Origin of the sequence: Vibrio sp. 10N.222.47.A9 (assembly GCF_963872585.1) — a bacterium.
In the GTDB taxonomy this organism is placed as follows: Bacteria; Pseudomonadota; Gammaproteobacteria; order Enterobacterales; family Vibrionaceae; genus Vibrio; species Vibrio splendidus.
Genome location: NZ_CAWNBB010000071.1, coordinates 37764 through 58771, shown reverse-complemented (window position 1 = coordinate 58771; position 21008 = coordinate 37764). Strand labels below are relative to the sequence as shown.

General features: G+C 44.0%; 17 protein-coding genes. 9 read left to right on the top strand and 8 right to left on the bottom strand.

From position 1 onward, the window contains the following. The first annotated feature begins 135 nt into the window (after positions 1-135). Positions 136-1602 carry a hypothetical protein gene (locus tag AACT19_RS21930; RefSeq protein WP_076648757.1) on the top strand — a complete coding sequence of 489 codons (1467 nt, stop codon included), beginning with the start codon at positions 136-138 and terminating at the stop codon, positions 1600-1602. A gap of 122 nt (positions 1603-1724) precedes the next feature. Here AACT19_RS21930 and AACT19_RS21925 read toward each other — a convergent pair whose 3' ends face one another. Then, positions 1725-3356 (bottom strand): NAD(P)/FAD-dependent oxidoreductase, encoded by a 1632-nt coding sequence (locus AACT19_RS21925; RefSeq protein WP_076648755.1) that lies wholly within the window; start codon positions 3354-3356, stop codon positions 1725-1727. A gap of 254 nt (positions 3357-3610) precedes the next feature. Here AACT19_RS21925 and fdxA point away from each other — a divergent pair, with 254 nt between their 5' ends. Beyond that, positions 3611-3934 (top strand): ferredoxin FdxA, encoded by a 324-nt coding sequence (fdxA, locus tag AACT19_RS21920; protein WP_004731764.1) that lies wholly within the window; start codon positions 3611-3613, stop codon positions 3932-3934. A gap of 271 nt (positions 3935-4205) precedes the next feature. Here fdxA and AACT19_RS21915 read toward each other — a convergent pair whose 3' ends face one another. The 3 genes from AACT19_RS21915 to AACT19_RS21905 all read right to left on the bottom strand — a co-directional run bounded on the left by AACT19_RS21915 (position 4206) and on the right by AACT19_RS21905 (position 6696). After that, positions 4206-4940 carry an RNA methyltransferase gene (locus AACT19_RS21915; protein ID WP_004731761.1) on the bottom strand — a complete coding sequence of 245 codons (735 nt, stop codon included), beginning with the start codon at positions 4938-4940 and terminating at the stop codon, positions 4206-4208. A 207-nt stretch (positions 4941-5147) separates the two neighbouring features. After that, positions 5148-6200: an aldo/keto reductase gene (locus AACT19_RS21910; protein WP_017081940.1), complete on the bottom strand. Its 1053-nt coding sequence runs from the start codon at positions 6198-6200 to the stop codon at positions 5148-5150. 349 nt (positions 6201-6549) lie between these two features. Further along, the gene (locus AACT19_RS21905) at positions 6550-6696 is read right to left on the bottom strand and encodes a hypothetical protein (RefSeq protein WP_004731758.1); all 147 of its coding nucleotides are present in this window, start codon (positions 6694-6696) and stop codon (positions 6550-6552) included. Positions 6697-7045: 349 nt separating this feature from the next. Here AACT19_RS21905 and pepT point away from each other — a divergent pair, with 349 nt between their 5' ends. The 3 genes from pepT to AACT19_RS21890 all read left to right on the top strand — a co-directional run bounded on the left by pepT (position 7046) and on the right by AACT19_RS21890 (position 9861). Next, positions 7046-8278, top strand: coding sequence for a peptidase T (gene pepT, locus AACT19_RS21900; protein WP_076648753.1), 1233 nt, complete (start codon positions 7046-7048; stop codon positions 8276-8278). Positions 8279-8354: 76 nt separating this feature from the next. Next, a complete protein-coding gene (locus AACT19_RS21895; RefSeq protein WP_076648751.1) occupies positions 8355-8822 on the top strand; it encodes a DM13 domain-containing protein in 468 nt (155 codons plus the stop codon). A 196-nt stretch (positions 8823-9018) separates the two neighbouring features. Further along, a complete protein-coding gene (locus tag AACT19_RS21890) occupies positions 9019-9861 on the top strand; it encodes a mechanosensitive ion channel family protein (RefSeq protein ID WP_004731751.1) in 843 nt (280 codons plus the stop codon). Between the two features lie 143 nt (positions 9862-10004). On the opposite strand, the gene AACT19_RS21885 is transcribed toward AACT19_RS21890, so the two are convergent. Then, the gene (locus tag AACT19_RS21885; RefSeq protein ID WP_004731749.1) at positions 10005-10448 is read right to left on the bottom strand and encodes a dCMP deaminase family protein; all 444 of its coding nucleotides are present in this window, start codon (positions 10446-10448) and stop codon (positions 10005-10007) included. 259 nt (positions 10449-10707) lie between these two features. On the opposite strand from AACT19_RS21885, the gene AACT19_RS21880 reads away from it, so the two are divergent. The 3 genes from AACT19_RS21880 (at position 10708) to AACT19_RS21870 (ending at position 16028) form a co-directional block, all read left to right on the top strand. Next, positions 10708-11844 (top strand): efflux RND transporter periplasmic adaptor subunit, encoded by a 1137-nt coding sequence (locus tag AACT19_RS21880; RefSeq protein ID WP_004731747.1) that lies wholly within the window; start codon positions 10708-10710, stop codon positions 11842-11844. Positions 11845-11855: 11 nt separating this feature from the next. Further along, a complete protein-coding gene (locus AACT19_RS21875) occupies positions 11856-15008 on the top strand; it encodes an efflux RND transporter permease subunit (RefSeq protein ID WP_004731746.1) in 3153 nt (1050 codons plus the stop codon). Positions 15009-15341: 333 nt separating this feature from the next. Further along, complete coding sequence (locus tag AACT19_RS21870; protein ID WP_004731744.1) at positions 15342-16028, top strand: MaoC family dehydratase; 687 nt, start codon at positions 15342-15344, stop codon at positions 16026-16028. A gap of 236 nt (positions 16029-16264) precedes the next feature. On the opposite strand, the gene AACT19_RS21865 is transcribed toward AACT19_RS21870, so the two are convergent. Beyond that, the gene (locus AACT19_RS21865) at positions 16265-17080 is read right to left on the bottom strand and encodes a phosphate ABC transporter substrate-binding protein (protein ID WP_017087313.1); all 816 of its coding nucleotides are present in this window, start codon (positions 17078-17080) and stop codon (positions 16265-16267) included. 309 nt (positions 17081-17389) lie between these two features. Between AACT19_RS21865 and AACT19_RS21860 the strand changes: the two genes are divergently transcribed. Continuing rightward, a complete protein-coding gene (locus AACT19_RS21860; RefSeq protein ID WP_004731741.1) occupies positions 17390-17752 on the top strand; it encodes a DUF3024 domain-containing protein in 363 nt (120 codons plus the stop codon). A 155-nt stretch (positions 17753-17907) separates the two neighbouring features. On the opposite strand, the gene AACT19_RS21855 is transcribed toward AACT19_RS21860, so the two are convergent. Together AACT19_RS21855 and rnb are read right to left on the bottom strand one after the other, a co-directional pair. Further along, the gene (locus tag AACT19_RS21855) at positions 17908-18714 is read right to left on the bottom strand and encodes a helix-turn-helix domain-containing protein (protein WP_004731740.1); all 807 of its coding nucleotides are present in this window, start codon (positions 18712-18714) and stop codon (positions 17908-17910) included. Positions 18715-18917: 203 nt separating this feature from the next. Continuing rightward, complete coding sequence (rnb, locus tag AACT19_RS21850) at positions 18918-20924, bottom strand: exoribonuclease II (protein WP_076648749.1); 2007 nt, start codon at positions 20922-20924, stop codon at positions 18918-18920. Positions 20925-21008 lie beyond the last annotated feature (84 nt).

Here is a 21008-nt window from a genome sequence, read left to right as displayed (position 1 = left end):
AATTGCCTAACACCCTTTCATGTTTCTTTTGAATACCAATCGCTATTATGACTGGCTATGACTATCGCAGTCATTTCCGGTCATCCCCCCAATGACAATTCCACTTATTAATGTATTTCATTAGGATCTAATCGAATGAAACTTAAGCTTATTTCTATCGCACTTATCGCTGGTGGCCTTACGGCTTGTGGCGGAGGAGGCGGTGGTAGCAATAGCAATACAAGTGCTCCTGCTCCTCAAACGAGAACCTTACAAGGTGTCGCCATTGACGGGTATATTTCCGGGGCGACCGCGTTTCTAGATATCAATTACAATGGCGTATTAGATGAAGGTGAGCCTAGCAGCATCACGGACGATGAGGGCAGCTATGAGCTATCTTTGACGGGCTCTAACTCAGACTGTATGGACTACGCTCCAATCGTAGTGAATGTGCCGATCGGCGCAATTGATGCAGATAGCCCAAACTCGCCGATTACTGAACCTTATCAGTTAGTATTTCCGCCAGTCATGACGGTGAGTTCTGAGCAAGAAATTAAGTCGACTACACCACTTACGACCGTTTTATGGAATCAGATCCAAGCCGATCTGTATAACGGTGGTTTAAACAGTTGTTCAGCTTTGAAGCAAGCTGTGAACACCCAAAATAGCATTATCCAAAATGTGAAAGAGCATGACTTCCGAATTGCGAACCGATACAACATTGCAGTTGAAGACCTGTATGGAGATTTCGTTAAAGATCAAAATACTGAGCTCTATGAGTTAGCGCAGAAAATGATGCCGGCTATCAAAAAATCGTATCAAGAGACCAAAGAGATTCAAAAAGAGAACCCAAAAGCCCAACAAGCTTATGTTGATTATTACTGGGAGCATTGGGATTACTCGAAAAAAAATGAAATCAATAAATGGTATAAAGTTAAAACAGTGATGACCGCTGACAAACTTGTTGTTATCGAACATGAAGTTTCGGCCGACCTGCAGACAGAACTGGTTTTAAGTGAACATTTTGAGCGTAATGGTCAGAAGAAAAATGGCTTAGAGTATGACAAGGAAGCTTCATTCTCATTGAGTAGCGATGGAACGGAATATTCATGTTCGGTGCAAGAGACCATCAAGCAACAGGTTTTGCCTAACTCATTGACTACCTTTGGTGTGATGAACCGTGGCGGGTCTCAACAACTTGATTGGGAAAGTTGTTCTCGTCAAGACGTTGGTGCGGGCTTTATGCAAACCTTGACGGCAGATGTTGTCGGTGACTACAAAGATCAGTTTACCCAGATACAAGCCAAATTTAATTTTGAGAATAATGCGCCACATCCAAAGTGGGTTAATCTAGGTGACTCATTGGATAGTGTGTCGCGCAGCGACTTTGATGCGCTCAATTACCTATCGGTAGATTTTGATGACAACAGTTCATATGGCGCTGATAACTGGAACAGACATAAGTATGCGTACATTGAAAATACGCCGTTTGATTATACTCAAACGATAACGTCTAAATATTCTCAAGGTAACTGGACTAAAGGTTATTATTACCAGAATGGAACAAGTCGATTTGAGTGTTCAGATGATGGTGTGACCTGGTCAAAAGACACTTGTAAGTAAAGCCAGAGTCGATACCGAGTAAATCTACATAATCCGTACGCAATAAAAAAATCCAGTGTCTACAAGACACTGGATTTTTAGTTTTGGTTGACCGTTACGTAGCTTTACTTTATTAAAAGCGCTTAAGCGATCTCAATTTTCTCAGCTTGGTTCTGCTCTACCATTGATATCGCTAGCGCTTCCGCCGCTTTAATACCATCGATACCAGCAGATAGGATACCACCAGCATAGCCTGCACCTTCACCTGCAGGGAAGAAGCCCTTTAAGTTGATGCTTTGGAAGTCTTTGCCACGTTTGATACATACAGGAGAAGACGTACGCGTCTCAACGCCTGTTAATAGACCGTCTGGCGTAGAGAAGCCTTTGATCTTCTTCTCGAACGCTGGAATTGCTTCACGAATCGCTTCGATAGCAAAGTCAGGCAGTGCTTTTGAAATATCCGTTAGGTGGATACCCGGCGTGAACGATGGTTTTACTTCACCGATTTCACTTGGATCGCGACCTTTCAGGAAGTCACCGATTTTCTGTGCAGGGGCATCGTAATTCTCGCCACCTAGAACATAAGCCGCACTTTCTAATTCACGCTGTAAACGGATACCTGCTAGTGCATCACCTGGGTAATCGCGTTCAGGGTCGATCCCCACAACGATAGCACTGTTTGCGTTACGTTCTGCACGAGAGTATTGGCTCATACCATTGGTTACTACGCGGCCTTCTTCAGAAGTCGCAGCAACCACAGTACCACCTGGGCACATACAGAAGCTGTATACAGTGCGGCCATTTTTACAGTGGTGAACGAGTTTGTAGTCCGCAGCACCTAGAATAGGGTTGCCCGCGTTCTTGCCGAAGCGAGCTTCATCGATCATCGCTTGCTTGTGTTCGATACGGAAACCAACAGAGAAAGGCTTAGCTTCCATGTAAACGCCACGTTCGTGCAGCATTTCAAACGTATCACGGGCACTGTGGCCAACAGCCAGTACTACGTGACGAGTTTTAATCTCTTCACCGTTAGAAAGCGTTAGGCCAGTGATTTGACCGTCTTCCATGTGAACGTCGTCTACGCGAGTGCTGAAACGGATTTCGCCACCTAGCTCAATGATAGAAGCACGCATCTTCTCGATCATGGTAACCAGTTTAAAGGTACCGATGTGTGGCTTACTTACGTATAGAATTTCTTCTGGTGCGCCAGCAGCTACGAATTCTTCGATTACTTTACGGCCGTAGTGCTTTGGATCTTTAACTTGGCTGTATAGCTTACCGTCAGAGAATGTACCTGCGCCACCTTCACCGAACTGTACGTTTGATTCAGTGTTCAGTGTGCGCTTACGCCAGAAACCAAAGGTATCTTTCGTACGTTCACGAACTTCTTTACCACGCTCAACGATGATTGGATTGAAGCCCATTTGAGCAAGCACTAGGCCTGCGAACAAACCACAAGGGCCAAAACCGATAACGACAGGGCGCTCAGTTTGGTTCTCAACCGCTTTAGCCACGAATTTGTACTCCATGTCAGGAGTCACTTTTACGTGTGGGTCGCTGATGAATTGTTCTAACAACTCAGCTTCGTTTTCAACGAGAACATCAAGCGTGTAGATAAGTAAGATTTTTGATTTCTTACGAGCATCGTAGCCACGTTTAAAGATATTAAAAGAAAGTACCTGATCAGCGTTAATGCCAAGCTTTGCTTCAATAGCGTCTTGAATGGCTGACTCTTCATGGTCTAGTGGGAGTTTAATTTCGGTTAAACGTATCATTTTGATGTCTCGTTTTTATAGGTGTCTTAGCTAGATCGTTTCTTAATACAGAGTTTGATGACAACGCTGATGTTGAAAGAAGCGATAAGCTCACAATGGCGCGCATTTTACGAGAAATTGATTTATCTGTCATACTAATTTGGAAACATGGAGCAAATAGACACGATATTAGAGCCGTATGATGTTGAATTTTGCCTTGGGATGAGTATTATCCTCCATTCTTCAATTTTGACTAACTTATAGAGCAGAGCATCATGGCGTTTGTCGTAGGCGATAACTGTATTCAATGTAAATACACAGACTGTGTGGCGGTATGCCCCGCAGATGCGTTCCATGAGGGCCCGAATTTCATGGTAATCAACCCAATCGAATGCATTGATTGTGGTTTATGTGTACCTGAATGCGACGCTCAAGCGATCTTCCAAGAAGATGAACTGCCAGAAGATCAAAAGATCTTTATTGAAGTGAATGCCGAGCTTGCCGAGATCTGGCCAGTGCAAACTGAAGTAAAAGCACCGATGGATGAAGCTGAAAAGTGGAATGGTGTGTCTGATAAGTTGGCAATGCTAGAAAAGTAATTCTGCTACTTGAAATAAACCTTTCCCAAAAAAGATCCCCAACTCAGTCGTCCCTCCTTCTTGAGGATGACGGCTGATGATTCAGTTAATTATTGACCTACTTGCCACGTTATATTTCAAAATCTATTTGATGCTTTGTGCCGTGAGAGCTGGTGGTTGGCTTTGTCTCTACCTCTAAGTTACGTCATTCTCTACAGCGAGGGACGAGCAAGATAGGGAATCTTGCTCTTCATATCCGCGAGTTCTATTTAGTAGTTTACTCTTGAATCGATTAGCTATGCTGACGACGCATGTTGTCGAGAATAATACCGGTCGCCATTGCTACGTTCAGAGACTCTGCGCCACCGAATGCAGGAATCGTAATCTTATCCGTTACGTATTTAGCCGCATGTTCACGAATGCCGTGAGACTCGCTGCCCATTAGCAAAATGCCATTGGCAGTAAATTCTGTCTTATGAACACTTTCGCCTTCTAAGAACGCGCCGTAAACCGGTAGGTTCGCTTGTTCTAAATAAGCCGGTAAGTCTGTTTGGCTTACGTGTACTCGGCCAAAGCTACCCATAGTTGCACTGATGGTCTTAGGGTTGTACGGGTCTGCACAATCGCTGCTCGCAACGATATGCTTAATGCCATACCAGTCTGCTACACGAATAATCGTACCTAGGTTGCCCGGGTCTGAAACGCCATCTAGTGCAATCATCAGCCCAGTTGCTTCTGGCAGTTCAAATGTTGGGATCTCAACGACAGCAATCGCCGCATTGTTACTCACCAAAGTACTCGCTTTGGTTAGGTCATCCAGTGAAGCTTCAACACAATCAAACTCAAACAGTGAAGCGTGATTTTCAGATAAGAAATCAGCGGTAGCAAAGACGTTCTTCACGACTAAGTCACTATTGAACAGCTCAAGAACGTTCTTTTCACCTTGAACTAGAAACAAGCCGTGGGCTTTACGTTGTTTCTTTTGGCCCAAAGCACGAAGGAGTTTTAATTGGTTTTTTGAAATCATGTTTTTATCCTAGATATAAGCCCGCGCATTATAGAGCAAAGGTTGGAGAACCAAAAGCGTGATAGCTCAATGCGATCCACATAAAAAGCAAAAGCAACTCACTTAAAAAAGAAAAGCGCACTAAATAGCGCGCTCTTATCTGATTTAATTACTTAAGACTAAGCTGAACAAGCTAGACGAACTGAGAAGGCTGGGTGAACTGACAGCTTAATATGGAACAGGGTAGCGCTTAAACACTGTGTTGATATCGGTAAGAATCTCTTCTGATAATGGCTTACTGAAAGCAGCCACGTTCTCTTTTAGCTGCTCCATCGTGGTCGCCCCAATGATGGATGAGGTAACACCATCGACTTGATTACACCATGCTAATGCAAGCTGGCTCGGCGTAAATCCATGAGTGTTCGCGACTTCTGCATATCCTTTTACCGCTTCATTGGCAGATTCGGTGTCGCGGAAAATGCCCTTACGCTGCATGTATGTCCAGCGGCTGCCTTCCGGTCTTGCGCCATCGATGTATTTTCCACTGAGCATTCCTCCAGATAACGGTGACCAAGGCAGGTAAGCGACATCTTCATGCACACAGTTCTCAATCAGATACGGCCAGTCTTTTGCGTGAAGTAGGCTGAATTCATTCTGAATCGAGACCATGCGTGGCAAATCGTGCTTTTCGCTCAGCTTGAGATAGGTGTTGATGCCCCAAGTGGTGTCATCAGACAAACCAACATGACGGATTTTTCCTGCTTTAACACAGCTTGCTAGGGCTTGAAGGATCTCCAACATTTCCCCTTCATGCTGCTTCCGGTCGATATCACTGAAGCGAATTTGATTTGGGAACTGTTTTCCAAAGTGAGGTGTATTTCGATTTGGCCAATGCAGTTGATATAGGTCGATATAATCAGTCTGTAGACGTTTTAATGACGCATCAACCGCTTCGATTACGGCTTCACCTGTTATCGGACCACCATCTCGAACCCAAGGAAGACCTGGGCCTGCAATCTTACTCGCTATGATCAGTTCTTGGCGGCGCTGCGGGTGGCGCGATAGCCAGTTACCAATGATCGCTTCTGTTTTGCCGTAGGTCTCTGGAGAAGGCGGAACCGCGTACATTTCTGCAGTATCGATGAAGTTAATACCTTGGCTTAGTGCGTATTCGATCTGTTGGTCGGCTTGTTGCTGCGTATTTTGCAGCCCCCAAGTCATGCTACCAAGACAGATTCGGGAAACGGGAATTTGACTACTTCCTAGTTTTGAATATTCCATTGAATTCGGGATTCCTGTGGTTAAGTTCTCCGGTACTCGCATTAGAGTTTTTGAAAAGAGAGCGAGTGAGGAATGAAAACGAATATAAATTATTAGCACAAAATGACACGACAAGGTATGGCTGAGGTAAGTTTAATGAGTCATTTCTCAACGTAGCGAATGAGCTAGCTGCATAGTCGTGGAGCTATAGATATAAAGCAGGGGAGTCACAAAACGTGAATGGGTTTGACGCCTGAATAGGACATCATAGAAAGAGAGAAGAAGAGTCAAAGACAAAAGAGCTCTACATCATAGAGAAGTAGAGCTCTTTTATTAGGGTTCTATAAATATGTTCTGAGTATTGATTAAGTTACGAGGTCGCGTTGGTGTCAAACCCACCTTGAGATTGCGCCTGTCTTAGAGCTTCCTGCCTTTGAACTTCTTTCTCAGTTAATGCTGGCTGAAGCGTTTCCTCAGAGGCTTGAGGAGATAAAATGAAATATTTATTAATCGTCATAACTGTGTCTCCGTGTAACGTATGACAGATTCTGCATCAAGGATAAAGGGTGATCATCATCCACTTTGTACTTTTTATAGGCTGAGAGTGGAGGGCGTAGAATGCGTACAAAGCGATCTCTTATCATCCGTATGCAATGTTGAACTGACGAAGCCCTCTGATTTCAAGTATAGGAAGCTCGTCTAATTTCGCACAATAATGATGTAGAGCAATTACACAGATGGTCAGGGGCGTAAGATGAAAAACCTCGCTACTGACTCTGCGTAGGTAACTCCTTAACAATAAAATACTTACCTATATTAAGTATTAAGTCAGTAAATCAATTACTTAATCCATGGTGAGATGAATTATGGAAAAGCTTGTAGAACGTTTTTTGAATTACGTTACTTTTGATACTAAATCCGATCCTTCTAATCAGCAGTGCCCAAGTTCACCGGGTCAAATAACATTTGCTGAAGCCTTAAAATCAGAATTGATCGCATTAGAGTTAACTGATGTCTCTTTAGACGAAAATGGCTATTTGATGGCGAAACTGCCGTCGAATGTCGATTACGATGTGCCTGCCATTGGCTTTGTCGCACATATGGATACCGCTCCTGATGCTTCCGGTGCGAACGTGAAACCACAGCTGATTAAAGATTATCAAGGTGGAACGATAGAATTAGGTGCAAGCGGTGAATGCTTGAACCCAAGCCAATACCCAGATCTTGATTCTTTACATGGCCACGACCTTATTACGACTGACGGTACGACTTTGCTTGGTGCCGACAACAAAGCGGGTATCGCTGAAATAATCAGTGCAATTGCTTACCTCAAAGCGAATCCAGAGATCAAACACGGCGATATTTGTATTGGCTTCACGCCAGACGAAGAGATCGGCCGTGGTGCTAACCTGTTTGATGTTAAGAAGTTTGGTGCCGAATGGGCGTATACCATTGATGGTGGCCCGGTAGGGGAGTTGGAATTTGAGAACTTTAATGCCACGAGCGCCGATGTTATCTGTCATGGCGTGAATGTTCACCCAGGTACCGCAAAAGGTAAAATGGTCAACGCGATGAAAATCGCGGCGCAATTCCAATTGATGATGCCAACGCAAGAAACACCAGAGTGCACAGAAGGTTATGAAGGTTTCTACCACCTGAAATCAGCTGAAATGGGTGTGGCTCGCTCTGAACTGGGTTACATCATCCGTGATTTTGAACGTGAGGGTGTAGAAGCGCGTAAGGCATTCATGCAACAGAAAGTGGATGAGCTGAATGAGCGTCTTGAGAAAGGCCGTGTTGAGCTGGTGCTAACCGATAGCTACTTCAACATGAAAGAGATGGTTGAACCGCATCAACATATTATTGAATTAGCGAAGCAAGCGATGATTGAGTGCGATGTTGAGCCAATGATCAAACCGATCCGAGGCGGTACAGACGGCGCTCGCTTATCTTTCATGGGGCTACCATGTCCGAATATCTTCACTGGCGGCTATAACTTCCACGGTATTCATGAGTTCATTACCATTCAAGGTATGGAGCAGGCGGTAAAAGTGATTGTTGAGCTGTCTCAACGTACGGCAACGCACTACCAAAAATAGCGACTTCCAACGCGATATCTCTTTGTATTTTTGAGAGTATTCAATAATACTCTCTTTAAGCATAAGGGAGTACGCGATGAAAAAGTTAGTTTTACTTTGCACCCACTTAACCGTGGGTGCTTTTGGTTTTGGGCTTGGTGTCTATGCACTACCTATCTTGATTGAGCCTGATTCTCCTTCCTCAAGTTCTGTTGAAGCGATCAGTCAGCAGGCTATTTATACAGGTGAGTTCACAAAAGACCGACAAGACAGTGACTTTTTGCATTGGGGAGAAGGCATCGTCTCGGTTTCTGAAAATGCGATAGCTTTTGAAGGTGAACTGGCACCGGGGCCTGATTACAAAGTTTACCTATCACCTAAGTTTATTGAAACCGAACAAGCCTTCAATGATAGTAAAAGCGAGCTACTGAGAGTCGGAGATGTAAAAACATTCGACCGATTTATGGTTGAGCTGCCTGAAGGTACTGATCTTAATCGATTTAATACGGTTGTGATTTGGTGTGAAACTTTTGGTCAATTTATTACTTCTGCCAAGATAAAATGATAGCCTTACTAGGGCGTGTTGATCTTTCGAACAAAATTTAACCGCGAAAGGTCAACACGCCCTAATAGCTGAATTAATCATGAAAAGGAGCGCTCTATTTTTGAGCGCTTTTTTATAATGCGTTTTTGGGGTTGAGTCAGTCGCTGTAAAGCTCGTCGTTATAAAGCTTAATTGTTGTAATACAAAGGAATACGTAATGGAAAAGTTGTGGCAAGTGATCGATTTCTTACTCGCTAATAAGTTTATTTTTAGTGTGCTGATCATCTGCATTATATTAATTATCCGACGAATCACTCTGTCTCGAATCCGTGGTGATGTCGCTTTTCTCAGTGAAGATCAACGTAACTGGATGTCACGTACCAAGAACGGTACGTTTGCCATTATTATGGTCACTTTATTTGTGCTGTGGAAATCTGAAATCAGCGAATTTGCACTGTCGGTCACCGCCATTGCTGTTGCAATCGTGGTAGCTTCAAAAGAGATCATCTTGTGTTTTACGGGGTCGATTCAACGCGCAAGCTCTCGTTCATTTAGAATTGGTGACTGGATCGAAGTAGGCAAAATCAGCGGCGAGGTGATTGAGCACAACTTGATGGCGACTGTGATTCAGGAAATCGACCTATATCACGGGCAATACCATTTCACAGGTAAGACCGCTACGCTGCCCAATAGCATGTTCTTCACTTACCCGGTCAAGAACCTTAATTTCATGAAGCGCTACGTTTATCATAACTTTTTTGTGACGGTAAAAGACTTCGTTAACCTATATCCAATGGTGCCGGGCCTTATTGTTAAAATTGAAGAGCATTGTGAAGAGTTTATCGATGTCGCGCGCCGTTATAACGGTGTGATCGAAAAACACGCTGGCGTTGACCTTCCGGGATCTGAGCCTCATATCCATATCACGAGCAGTTCGACGGGTGAGCAAGAAGTGCACTTTATGATCTTCTGTCCGACCGAAAAAGCGATTCATCTTGAGCAAGATATTCGTAAAGACTTTATGGAAGCGTACGCAGAGGCCTTTCCAACTAGCGTTTGACCCCAATTAACGCTTAATCCTAACTAACGCTTTATGTTGTTTACGCATTTCATGTTCGAAACGTAAGGCTCTGAAAGTAAAAGAAAGCCGAGAGCGATAAGATCGACTCTCGGCTTTTCTATATCTGAAATTCAGCTTCGATATCAGTCTAGGTCAGCGAGTGGTAACCAGTCTACTTCCACACCTGCTTGCTCAAACATATCTTGGCTTATCTTGATCTTATCTCCCCAACGAGAAAGGAAGTCTTCACTTTGCTCTGGGCAATGTACCGCTGAAATCCCTGTTTGGATGATTTTTGCTGCACAGTTCGGACAAGGGAAGTGAGTTACCCAAACTTCACAACTGTCTAAATCACGTTTAGCAAACAAGATTGCATTTTCTTCAGCGTGAAGCGTCTTGAGGTACTTCATTTCTCTGTCATCAGTATCCGCACTATCAGACACGCCATGTGGGTAGCCATTAAAACCAACGGAAACAATACGGTTGTGCTTAGTGATTACGGCGCCGACTTGAGTTGAAGGATCTTTACTCCAAGAACCGACCAATTCCGCCATTTGATAGAAACGTTTAGCCCATTTTGAAATCATGAGAATTCCTTAACAATTAAATGTGAATGCTTATCTGTCTGACCATACATTATGTTAGACAATATCCATAGAGAACAAAAGCTGAGAGGTTGATTTACTTAGGAATTGTAACGCGTTTGTAATCACTTTATAAGCACTTGGTTTCAATTAACATATTGATACACTTTGGCTAGTTATAATTGATATTCCTCGGACAATGGTGACGAGTGTGTTACGTAAATTTTATGCTGTTCAAATACTAATAAGTGACGGTATAACCATGCGTAAAAAGTTGATCCTTACGGCTCTTGCAAGCTCTCTTATTCTTGCTGGGTGTGGGCAAGATGCTCAAAATGCCAAGCAAGCGCCTCTACCTCTCGTAGCTGTACAGGATGTTAGCGTTGTTTCTCACCAGCAAAGTAAGTCGTACATCGGTCGTATTGAAGCCGTTGAAGACACGGCTATCACCGCGCAGGTTTCAGGCTATCTACAAAGCCGTCATTTCAATGAAGGTCAAATGGTCGAAAAGGGCCAATTGCTTTACTCAATCGAGCCATCTTCGTTTGAAGCTGAAGTCGCAAGTGCAAAAGCCTCTGTTGCTCAAGCGAATGCGAACCTTAAAAAAGCTGAACTTGATTTCAACCGTGGTAAGAATCTACTTCCTAAAGGCAGTATTTCTCAATCGGAATTCGATGCATTGACGGCAAACTTATTAGGTTCACAAGCGCAACTTGAAGCTAGCCATGCTCAGTTAAACGCAGCCAATGTTCAGCTTTCTCATACCCAAATTACCGCGCCTTTTTCTGGAAGAATCAGCGACACCAAAGTGAGTACTGGTGATCTGGTTTCTCCGTCTTCAGGTGTATTAACTACGTTGGTTAGCCTAGACCCAATCCATGCGTCGTTCAGCATCAGTGAGCGTGAGCGTATTGAGTTAGGGATGGATCGCATTGAAGGCGACGGCAGCAGCGATTCTGCTGGGGTTGAAGTTCAGATCATACTTGAGAATGGTGAAGCGTTTGAACATCTAGGTCAGCTTGATTTCTTGGGTAACCGTATCAACCTCAATACAGGTACGATCGCGATGCGTGCGATTGCCGACAACCCGAATCAGCAACTACTTCCGGGTCAACACGTTCGCGTTGATCTACGTGAGAAACAACCTATTGATGTTGTGACTATTCCGCGACGTGCAGTGCAGACCGACCTCGAAGGTGACTTCGTGATGGTACTGGTTGAAGGCGAAGCCGAACCCGTTGCTGAGCGTAGAAATATTGAGATGGGGCGACAAGTTGAAGGTGGCGTGATTGTTCAATCTGGATTAGAGAAAGACGACGCGGTGATCACTCAAGGCCTACAGCGTGTACGTAATGGTATGTCCGTTCGTATTCAAGCTTCTGCTGAACAAGCTGAGTAAGGGGACTATTTATGTTAAGTCGTTTCTTTATTCAAAGGCCTAAGTTTGCCCTTGTCATATCCATAATATTAACGCTGGCGGGTGCGATCTCTCTCGCTATCTTACCAGTGGCCGAATATCCAAAAATTAGCCCACCATCGGTCAGTGTATCGGCATTCTACACGGGTGCCAGTGCTGAAGTGGTGGAACAGGCGATAGCCGACCCCATAGAGACGTCGGTGAATGGCGTAGAAGATATGATCTACATGTCTTCTAAAAGTGCTAACGACGGTTCATACAATCTTAATGTGACCTTTGATGTCGGTACTGATGCTGATATGGCTCAGGTCAACGTTCAGAATCGAGTCGCCCAAATCGAATCGAAGCTTCCACAAGAAGTTAGAATGGTCGGCGTAACGGTTAAGAAGCGTTCACCTGACCTTTTGATGGTATTGAACTTCTACTCTCCAAACGGTGAGTATGATGACCAGTTCCTGATCAACTACGTAAACTTAAACATTAAAGACCAACTGGCACGTGTGTCGGGTATTAGTGAAGTGAATGTGTTGGGCGGCGGTGAGTATTCGATGCGTGTTTGGTTAGACCCTGAGAAAATGGCTAACCTGAACTTAACAACATCCGATGTGTATGGCGCATTGGCTGAACAAAATGTTCAAGTCGCTGCCGGTCGTATTGGTGCCGCACCATACGCCAATCCACAAGAAGTACAGTTCAACTTGGTGACAAAAGGCCGCTTAGAAACAGCTGATGAGTTTGAAAATGTCGTACTTCGCGCAAATCAAGATGGTTCAACCGTTTACTTAAAAGACATTGCACGCGTTGAGTTAGGTAAAAAATTCTACGATGGCAATGGTAAATACCGAGGACAAGACGCTTCAATCGTAACGCTGTCACTTCAGTCAGACGCAAACGCGTTGGAAAGTGGTAAAGCGGTCATGGCGATGCTGGACAATCTAAGTACTAACTTCCCTGAAGGTGTTGCTTACGAGGCGAGTTATGACACGACAGTCTTTGTTGCAGAGTCGATTAAGGGCGTAGTGAAAACGCTGATCGAAGCTATCTTGCTGGTTATCGCGGTTACTTATCTGTTCTTGGGCAGTGCGCGTGCAACCTTGATTCCTGTGGTTGCGATTCCGGTGTCGTTGATTGGTACATTTGCCGTCATGCAGATGACAGGATTTACCATCAACACGGTAACCCTGTTTGGTTTGATATTGGCGATTGGTATCGTGGTAGATGATGCGATCTTGGTTATCGAAAACGTCGATACCACGATGGCCAAAGACCCAACGATTTCTCCACGTAAAGCAACGCTTATCGCGATGAAAGAAGTAACGGGTCCTATCGTTACATCAACACTGGTACTTCTTGCCGTGTTTATCCCTGTAGCGATGCTGCCGGGTATTACTGGCATCATGTATCGTCAGTTTGCTCTGACTATTTGTATCGCGGTTGTTATCTCTTCTATTAATGCTCTAACGCTGTCACCAGCATTGTGTTCACTGGTTCTAAAGCAGGGCGGTGGCAACACAGCTCGTTGGTACCAAGCGTTCAACCGTGGCTTAGAGTCTGTTACTAACAAATACGGCCAAATCGCGGGCTTCCTTGTGAAAAAAGGTGTTCTGCTGTTTACCTTCTTTGTTGTGGCACTAGCAGCAGTTACTTACTTCGCGAAAACAACGTCAACGGCGTTTGTACCTCAAGAAGATAAAGGTATTTTGCTGGTTAACGTGCAGCTTCCTGACGCGGCATCACTGTCTCGTACTGAAGATGTGACTGAGCAGTTGCTAGAGATGGTTGAGCAAGAGCCGGGTGTTGATGGTGTGACACTGGTAAACGGCTACGCATTCATGACAGGCGCTTCTGCTTCGAATGGCGCGTCGCTATTTATCAAACTGCATGATTGGGATATGCGTAACGCACTGGATGGTCAACATTCCGCACAAGCTATCTCACAACGTATTAATGGTCGAGCGGCCACTGAACTGCCTCAAGCTATCGTGTTTGCAATGGGACCTCCAGCTGTTCCGGGTATGGGTGCTGCTTCTGGTTTCGAATTTGTTCTAGAAGATACATTAGGTCGTAGTCGTACTGATCTGGCGATGGTAATGAATGACGTGATTGCTGAGGCGAACAAACAGCCTGAGATTTCACATACGTTCAGTACTTTCCGTGCCAACGTTCCTCACTACTATGTCGATATCGACCGTGAGAAAGCACAACAGTTAGGTATTCCGTTGTCGGAAATATTCCAAACTCTGCAAGGTAATCTTGGTTCACTGTACGTGAACGATTTCACCATGTTTGGTAAGAACTTCCGCGTGACCATGCAAGCTGACAGTGAACACCGTAGCAGCATGGATGATCTCCAACGATTCCACGTGCGCTCGTCTAATGGCGAGATGATCCCGCTCAGTACATTGGTGACTTACGACCAGATCTTCGAACCAGATGTCGCATGGCGTTACAACATGTACCGCAGCGCCGTGATTCAAGGCCAACCAGCGCCGGGTTACTCAAGTGGTGATGCGATTGCTGCAATGGAACGTGTGGCCGCTGAAGTCTTACCTCAGGGTTATCAGTACGAATGGACAGGCATGGCCTACCAAGAAGTATTGGCAGGCAACCAAGCGATCTTTGCTTTTGCACTGGCTCTGATATTCATCTACCTGTTTATGGTGGCTCAATACGAGAGTTGGACAATACCGATAGCGATTATCTTAGTGGTACCGGTTGCAACCTTAGGCTCCTTCTTAGCGTTGAATCTAACAGGCACACCGTTGAACCTCTATGCGCAAATTGGTTTGGTTCTCTTGATAGCCTTGGCCGCGAAGAACGCAATCTTGATTGTAGAGTTCGCAAAAGTGGAGCGTGAAGAGAAAGACGCATCAATTGAAGATGCGGCAGTGAAGGGCGGTACGCTGCGTTTCCGTGCTGTGAACATGACCTCTTGGTCGTTCATCTTAGGTATCTTCCCGCTTATCTTTGCAGCGGGCGCAGGTCACGTGAGCCAGAACTCGTTGGGTATTTCACTGATCGGCGGTCTGCTATGTGTGTTGTTAGCGGGTACGTTCCTAATCCCAGGCTTCTATGCATTCGTGCAACGTAAGCGGGAGAAGGCACACGGTGGCACGACTAAGTTGATTCCACTTGATGACGAATAGGAGACTTAACTCCGGTAAGATTAAGGCCTTGCAAGGCTAATCCCTTGCAGGATTAAATCCTTGTAAAAACTAAGGCTTAGCATTACGCTAAGCCTTTTTTATTCACAAGCGGAATAAAAACGCTATTTATATAATCAAATGTTCGTTTTGTGATGGAGCTAACACTCTAATTTAGGTTTTGTAATAAAATGATGTTTTATTGTTAAGTGTCTGTTTAATATGGAAATAACAGTGTTCAGCTAACGAGTGTATGCTCGAAAACATTTGCACAATAGTGTGAAGTGTTTCAAAATTACCTAGTTATATTGAAATTTTTTGTGCATTGAGGTTCTTATGAAAGTCATTGATTTATTTAAACACCGAGGCGATAGCGTGTCTTCGCAACACTCAGAGTTTATGCAATGGATGTCTCCAGCTCTTAGAGATTACTGGGGTGACTTTCTGAATCGTACGCAAAATAGCCATTTCTTTGCTTGGGTTCGTGATCACCACAAACCTGCTGTAAATGAAGATGCACCAGAGATGCCAATAGAACAGCCGCTCGTATTAACGCGAGAAGCACAGCTTGTGTTTGATGAGCTTAATCAGCAGATCGGTGAAGTTATTCATACTGGCGACTGGATCAATGTTAGTCAAGACCGTATCAACCAGTTCGGCCTTGTTACTGAAGATATGCAATGGATCCATACTGAACCTTCTAAGGCTGAAACAGATTCTCCGTTCAAAACAACCATCGCACATGGCTTTTTGACTTTGTCTCTGCTTCCTAGACTGACTGACAGTGTTGATCCTGATAAGTCTCAATTCCCAACAGCGAAGATGGTTGTAAACATTGGTCTTAACCAAGTACGTTTCCCATATCCTGTAAAATCGGGCAGTAACGTTCGTGCTAAAAGTACGCTAACAAAAGTAACGCCAATTAAGAAAGGCCTAGAGATTGAACGCGAAATTCGCGTAGAAATCGAAGGTATTCGTCGTCCTGGCGCTGTGATCGTTTCAGTGATCCAACTTCACTTCTAGAGCTTTTTTATAAGTGGAACTGCTTTTAAGCGAAGATTATAGATTCAAAAAAAGAGAGAGCTTAAGGCTCTCTCTTTTTGTTTGTGTCGTATCAAATCGACATCTCTAGCGTTGGTAACAACATCACGAAAAGCCTTTTGCTGACTTAATATGTATGTCGCTATTTAGTACGTGTGTAACTACTTAATGCGTGTTTTGCTAATTAATACGCGGTTAGTTAGTTTAGACGCAATAAGCTACTTAATACGTGTGTAGCCGTACTCTTCAATAAGATCTTGCCCTTGCTTTGACTTCACGAACTTGATGAAATCTTTGCTCTCGTCAGAAACTGATTCAGTTTTGTGTAGCAACAAGAATGGGCGAGCCAATTCATAGCTGTGGTTAGCAATGTTCTTAGATGTTGGCTCTACGCCTTCAAATGTAATTGCCTTAATCGAACGGTCGATCGAACCTACAGAGATAAATCCAATCGCGTGTGGGTTATGGTTAACAATCGTTTTAACCATGCTGTTGCTGTTTACAACCAAGTTATTTGGGTTGATGTCAGAAACCAGACGGTCATTAATGATTTTCGTTAAACCAAGCAAGCTTTCGAAGCTATAGCGTGAACCAGAAGACGCTTCACGAGTTACAACTGCGATAGGCTGATCCGCACCACCCACGGCTTTCCAGTTCGTAATTTTGCCTTTGTAGATATCGAATAGCTGCTCACGTGTAACGTTGCTTACAGCGTTTGATCGGTTAGTTACGACAGCTAGGCCGTCAAAGGCAATTGGAAACACCTTCAATTTTTCGTCCTGTTCGCGGTCGGTTAAATAACGCGAGCTCATACCGATATCAGAGACACCTTTATTAACCATGGTAATACCCGCTGTAGAACCGATGCCCTGAACCGCAATATAGTTATCAGGGTGAGTCTTGTTGTACTCCTCAGCTAATACATCCATCACTCGTGATACTGAAGTAGAGCCCGAAATAGTGGTTTCTTGTGCTAAAGCAGCTTGAGAAGACAGGGCTAAGGATAAAAGAGAGGCAAGCGCGACTCGTAACATAAACAACTCCTAGTTAATAACATTTGTTGGCTATGATAGGTCGGTTATATGACACTTTTGTGAAATTCTATACGGATACGTTATAGCAGTTAGTCTGGTGAGTGAAAGGCAGTGTGGCTGCCAAAATGGCACTGGTTAATGAAATTTAGACGGCTTTACCCTTTTAGAATGTGTTTACTGAAGAAGGATTCGTTTCTGGGAGCAGGGCGGGTATTTTGTTTGCACTTGTTCGCTAAAATGATCGTTGAGTCCTAAGCTAAGTAGAGGAATTCACTACTTAGAAGTTTCTATGAAGTTACAAGGGGTGTTATGTCCGTTATTCATATAGAACTGAATCGTCTTTTAATTGGAGCTGAGAGGCTCTGTACTTCACGAAATCGTAGTTTACCTGTAGAGCTAGGCAAATCCCTTTATGAAGAGTGTGAGGGTGGTGTGCTGTTTTCTCAGGCGCATTATCTACTCGACTCATCTCATAGTGATTATACCAACGAGATCGCCTGCGTTACCTTTGATGAGTCGTTATCTTGCTGGTTGGTGATGGTGCCACTTGAAGATAATGCGGAAACCGACTCTGTAAATTGGGGACCTTACCCTTACCTTCCTCAATCCAAGGATCTTGATGCTATTTTGGCTGAAATAGAAAAAGACCCTAAATCCTACTTCTGGTCGTGACCATTTTACTTAGGCGTTCGCTGGTGGTTCGATACCAAAAACGAACGACCTTCGTAAATTCCCACCAACACATTTCAGATTTATACTTTTACCTGCACCTGTACTTTCTAAGACTGTGCAGCCAATAAGACAGTACAGCCAATAAGATTGTGCAACTAATAAGACTGTGCAACCAAAGAGCGGAAGTCTTTTGGAGTCTTGCCATGATAGGTTTTAAAGGCTGTACTGAAGTGTGCCGCGCTTTTAAATCCAGATTCATAAGCGATTTGAGTAATAGATTTATTCGATGTTCTGAGCTGTGTCGCTGCGTGGGCAATTCGCTTTATCTTTAATAGATTTGAAAAGGAAAGGTCTTCAGCTGATAAACGGCGTTTAAGTGTGGCTGGTGACATCCCCATATAGCTGGCTAGGGTATCGAGTGAGATATTATTCTCAATGTTCTGTTCAATATAATGAATGACCTTTTGCGTCACGGTTAACCTTGACGCTCGGGCAATAATAACTAACAGAGCAGGGTGCTGCTCCACCATTAGAGAAAGCAAACCTAAACCTAATTGAGTGAGTGCGTAGTCATTCTGAGTCGATGAATGAACGAGCGACATGATGAGTTCTTTCAATTGGCAGATTTCGGTATCAGTTTGATTAAACTTAATGTATTTATCTGGGACTCGAGTGGGTTCTAGGTCGCTAAACTGATTAATGAATTTCTGAAAAATAGCTAAATCAAAATCTACACAGGTTGCGCTGAATTCGCCATTCTCAGTGTCAACGGTGATGTCTTTAATCTGACCAGAATTGTAAAGAGTAAAATCTCCGGCTTGCAATGAGGCTTCAGTCCCATCAGGTAGCACGAAAGAAATACTGCCTTTAGAAACGATGAAAATACCGTTTTTAGAGGCGGGGTAACGTTCCCGTTTCCTGGGAATGAAATTTCTGAATTGAGTAACTGTGATTGATGACATAGTGCGCTTCTTTGACGTTGTAAACTGATTGCTTATTGATTGTTTTTTTTAAGTATTGTTTAAGCATGAGACATTTACAAAAAAGGCGCTAATAATTAGCGCCTTTAGAAGTGAACCTTTGAAGCTTTTGACCTTGAAAGCTCTAACCTTGCAAGCTTTGACTTTGAAAGCCGTAACCTTGAAAGCCGTAACCGTTAAAGTTCTTAAGCTTCGGTTTCGTTTGTCGTTTCAGGCTCGCTAGGCAAGTCCGCAAATACTTGAGTAGGTTTTGCTACTAAGTTACGGTTTTCCTGATTAACTTCGAAGAGAACTACTTCTAAAACGTCTCCCAGTTTGTATACCATTTCTTTATCGATAGATACAGTACCCATATCACCGTTGCACTCTATTCTCTCTTTATTATCAATAATGAGAGAACCAGGGATAAATGCAGCTGCACCATTCTCAAGCAGACGCACACGCATACCAGCACGGTTAATGTCGAAGATCTCTGCTTGGAAGCGAGTCTCTTCTACAGGAGCGTTTGCTAGAGTACGAGCGTACAACCAATCGCCAACATTGCGCTCAGCCATACCGTGGTGACGGCGGTGCAGGGCAAGTTCATCACCAATAGTTTCGTCTGGTGTTTGAATTGGCGCTTTACCTAGGATGTGAGCCTTAAGCATACGGTGGTTAATCATGTCACCGTATTTACGAATTGGAGAAGTCCACGTCGCGTAAATGTCTAAACCCATTGCGTAGTGTGGCGCAGGTTCATTGCTAATCTCGCTGTACGCTTGGAATTTACGAATACGGTTGTCGTAGTAGCTGTTGTCTAGAGAGCCTAACCAACGACGCAGAGTAGCAAAACCTTCCAGAGAAACGATCTGCTCTTCTGTAAACGGTGTTTCTGCTTCTGGGTTAATTAGTTCTAGAACGTCTGTTAATTTCTCAGCTTTAAAACCAGAGTGACAGTTAAAGACACCTTGGTTGAAGCTCTCTTTTAATACTCGACCTGTACAGATGTTCGCGCTGATCATAGACTCTTCGACCAACTTGTTTGCAGTGCGACGCATGTCTGCGTGGATAGCGACAACATCGTTATCTTCGCTAAGCTCAAAGCGGTAGTCAGGGCGATCTGGGAATACAACAGCGTTTGTTGAGCGCCATGCTGAACGTGCTTGTGCAAATTGGTGAAGGTCAGAAACAATCGCAGCGATCTCTTCTGATGGTTGCCATTTGTCTGATGCACCGGTTTCTAACCAGTCTGATACGTGGTCGTAAGCAAGACGAGCATGAGATTTGATGCTCGCAGCGAAGAAGTTAATGTCATCACCGATAACACCTTCTTTAGATACTGTTACTGTGCAGCAAAGTGCCGGGCGAACTTCGTTCTCTATTAGTGAACATAAGTTGTCAGCTAGATCACGAGGTAACATAGGGATGTTACGACCTGGAAGGTAAATAGTGAAACCGCGCTCACGAGCCACTTTATCCATCGCATCATCTGGAGAGATGTAAGCGGTAGGATCAGCAATCGCAATAGTTAGCTCAAAATCACCGTTCTCTTTCTTCTTAGCGTAAAGCGCATCGTCCATATCTTTTGTGCTTTCGCCATCGATAGTCACAAAAGGGACGTGAGTCATGTCGATACGTTCAAGATCAGCGTCGTCTTTGATCTGCCAGTCGTCAATGCCTTCAGGTTCGCTGTTTGGTAGGTCGTTTTGTGCCAGCGTTACCCACCAAGGTGCGATCTTGTCGTCAGCGTCTGTGATTTTTTCAGAGATTTGAGCCAAGAATCCGTTGTCACCTTTTAACGGGTGTTGAATGATATGAGCAACAACCCAGTCGCCTTCTTTTAGCGTTTCAGGGTTTAGCCCCTTTTTTGCTTTCGCTTTAAGTTGCAGCTTTTTCAGTTGTGGGTGATCTGGAACAACGTTCAAACGACCTTTAAACAACTTCACTCGAGCAATAAAACGAGTAAGACCCTGTTCAATCAATTCCTCAGGTTCTGCTACTTCGCGATCTTTCTCGGTGCGAATGATGGCAATAACTTTGTCACCGTGCACACATTTCTTCATGTATGGCGGTGGGATAAAGAAACTGGTCTTGCTATCGACTTCGAGAAAACCAAACCCTTTTTCAGTGGCTTTGATTGTACCTTCCTTTTTAGGGAGGGTTTCTTGGATTTGCTGTTTGAGTTGAGCGAGTAGAGGATTATCTTGAAACATTTTGACTTTTATCTATCGAGGACAATTGAGCACACTATAATCATTGCGAGGCTTGATTACTACTTAAAGGCGAAGTGAGCGTTA